Annotated in this window: 2 protein-coding genes; one reads left to right on the top strand and one right to left on the bottom strand. The window is 64.5% G+C overall.

What is annotated here, in order from left to right; genetic code table 11:
- Positions 1-1,064, top strand: a 1,064-nt coding sequence (locus tag G3480_RS26460; protein ID WP_164657179.1) for a 2-methylaconitate cis-trans isomerase PrpF family protein, incomplete at its 5' end; no start/stop codon positions are given.
- Positions 1,065-1,172: 108 nt separating this feature from the next.
- On the opposite strand, the gene G3480_RS26455 is transcribed toward G3480_RS26460, so the two are convergent.
- On the bottom strand, positions 1,173-1,442 hold the full coding sequence (locus G3480_RS26455) for a type II toxin-antitoxin system VapC family toxin (protein ID WP_164657178.1): 270 nt from the start codon (positions 1,440-1,442) through the stop codon (positions 1,173-1,175).
- Positions 1,443-1,720 lie beyond the last annotated feature (278 nt).

Below are 1,720 nucleotides of genomic sequence, written 5' to 3'. Positions count from 1 at the left end.
CGGCGCAGCGCGATGCCATCCTCTTGCGGGCGCTCGGCAGTCCTGACCCCTACGGCAAGCAGATCGATGGTCTCGGCGGCGCGACCTCCAGCACCAGCAAGGCAGTGATCGTCGGGCCGTCCGCGCGCTCGGACTCGGACGTCGACTATCGCTTTGCACATGTGTCCATCCAGTCGCCCATCATCGACGCCAGCGGCAACTGCGGCAACCTCACCGCAGCCGTTGGGCCTTTCGCCATCGCGACCGGATTGGTCGAGGCCATCGAGGGCATGACCGAGGTTCGGATCTGGCAGGCCAACATCGGCAAGCGCATCCTGGCGCGCGTGCCCGTTCGTGACGGCATGCCGGTCGAGGTGGGTGATCTTCGCGTCGACGGCATCCCCTGGCCCGGCGCGGCCATCGAGCTGAGCTTTCTCGATCCGGGTGGCTCCGCCGAGGCGCCCTTGCTGCCGACCGGCCGCGCGCTCGATCGCCTCGCCGTCCCAGGTGTCGGCAAGGTCGACGCCAGCTTGGTCAATGCCGGCAATCCAACCGTCTTCGTCCGCGCCTCGGACCTTGGGCTCAGCGGTCGGGAGCTGCCTGCGGAGATCGACGTCGACGCCGAGCGCTTGGACAGATTCGAGCGCATCCGCGCGCGCGCGGCGGTGGCCATGGGGCTCGGTGTCTCGCCCGAGAGGGTCAGTCGTGAGCGTCCGGCGACGCCCAAGATCGCCTTCGTCGCACCGGCCTGCGACTATCAAGCCTCGGGCGGCACAAGCATCCAAGGCGAAGACATCGATCTCCTCGCCCGCATCCTCTCCATGGGGCGTCTTCATCACGCCTTCACAGGCACGGGCGCCGTTGCCTTGGCCGTGGCTGCAGCGATCCCCGGAACACTGGTCAACGCCATGACGTCCTGGGCGGGTCAAGGCGGTGAGCGTCGAACGCGCATCGGCCACCCGGCGGGGCGGCTCGAGGTCGGCGCGGAAGTCATCCCGGATGGGGAGGGCTGGCTCGCGCGCCGCGTCATCATGACCCGCACGGCGCGCCGCTTGATGGAGGGGCAGGTGCTGGTGCCGCTCTGACGTGCCTGCCGTGATGACGCTCGGTCCAATCAAAGAGGCGTTCGGCCAGTGTCAGGAGGCCTGAAACGCGGAAGTCGCTGTCTTTACAGACAAAATGGATTGATGCCGTCAGGTCTCGAAGAACAGGTTGCGGAACCCTCTTCGGTCGCGCATGCGATAGACGGTGAAATCGGAATCCACAGTGGCCACGGTCGTCACCCGCAGACGCTCGCACAGCGCGACCAGCGAGGCGTCGGCAAAATCCGCCGGCAGGTCGCTGTACTTCTCCAGCAAGGCACGGATCCTTGGAAGATCGCCGGGCGTTTCGGTGTCGATCGTTAAAGCGCCCTCGGCCCAGAAGAGAAAATCCCGCTGGGCCTGGGGCGCGAAGCCCAGCATCTAGACGACCTCCGTGATGACCGGCAGGTTGGTCACCAAGGGGCTGCGCAGCTCGCGCATGAAGCTGACAGCGCTTGCGTGGAACTGATCCGAGCCATCGAAAACCGCAATCAAGGGGCCACTGTCAAAGACGATGCTTAGAAAGTGCCCATCAATTGTTTCCCGATGCGAGCGATGCCGCCCAAAATCCCCCCTAGCCCCCATAGCCGTCAGGCTAAGAATAGCCAACGTTATTCATTTTCCATAAACCATTTATATTTCAATCTATTGAACAACTC

The sequence above is a fragment of the Thiorhodococcus mannitoliphagus genome (assembly GCF_010915725.1).
Taxonomy (GTDB): domain Bacteria; phylum Pseudomonadota; class Gammaproteobacteria; order Chromatiales; family Chromatiaceae; genus Thiorhodococcus; species Thiorhodococcus mannitoliphagus.
This window is presented reverse-complemented; position numbering and strand designations above follow the sequence as displayed.

Coding starts and splice junctions, on each gene's coding strand:
- G3480_RS26455 (WP_164657178.1), bottom strand. CDS start 1,442: ATGCTGGGCTTCGCGCCCCAGGCCCAGCGGGATTTTCTCTTCTGGGCC.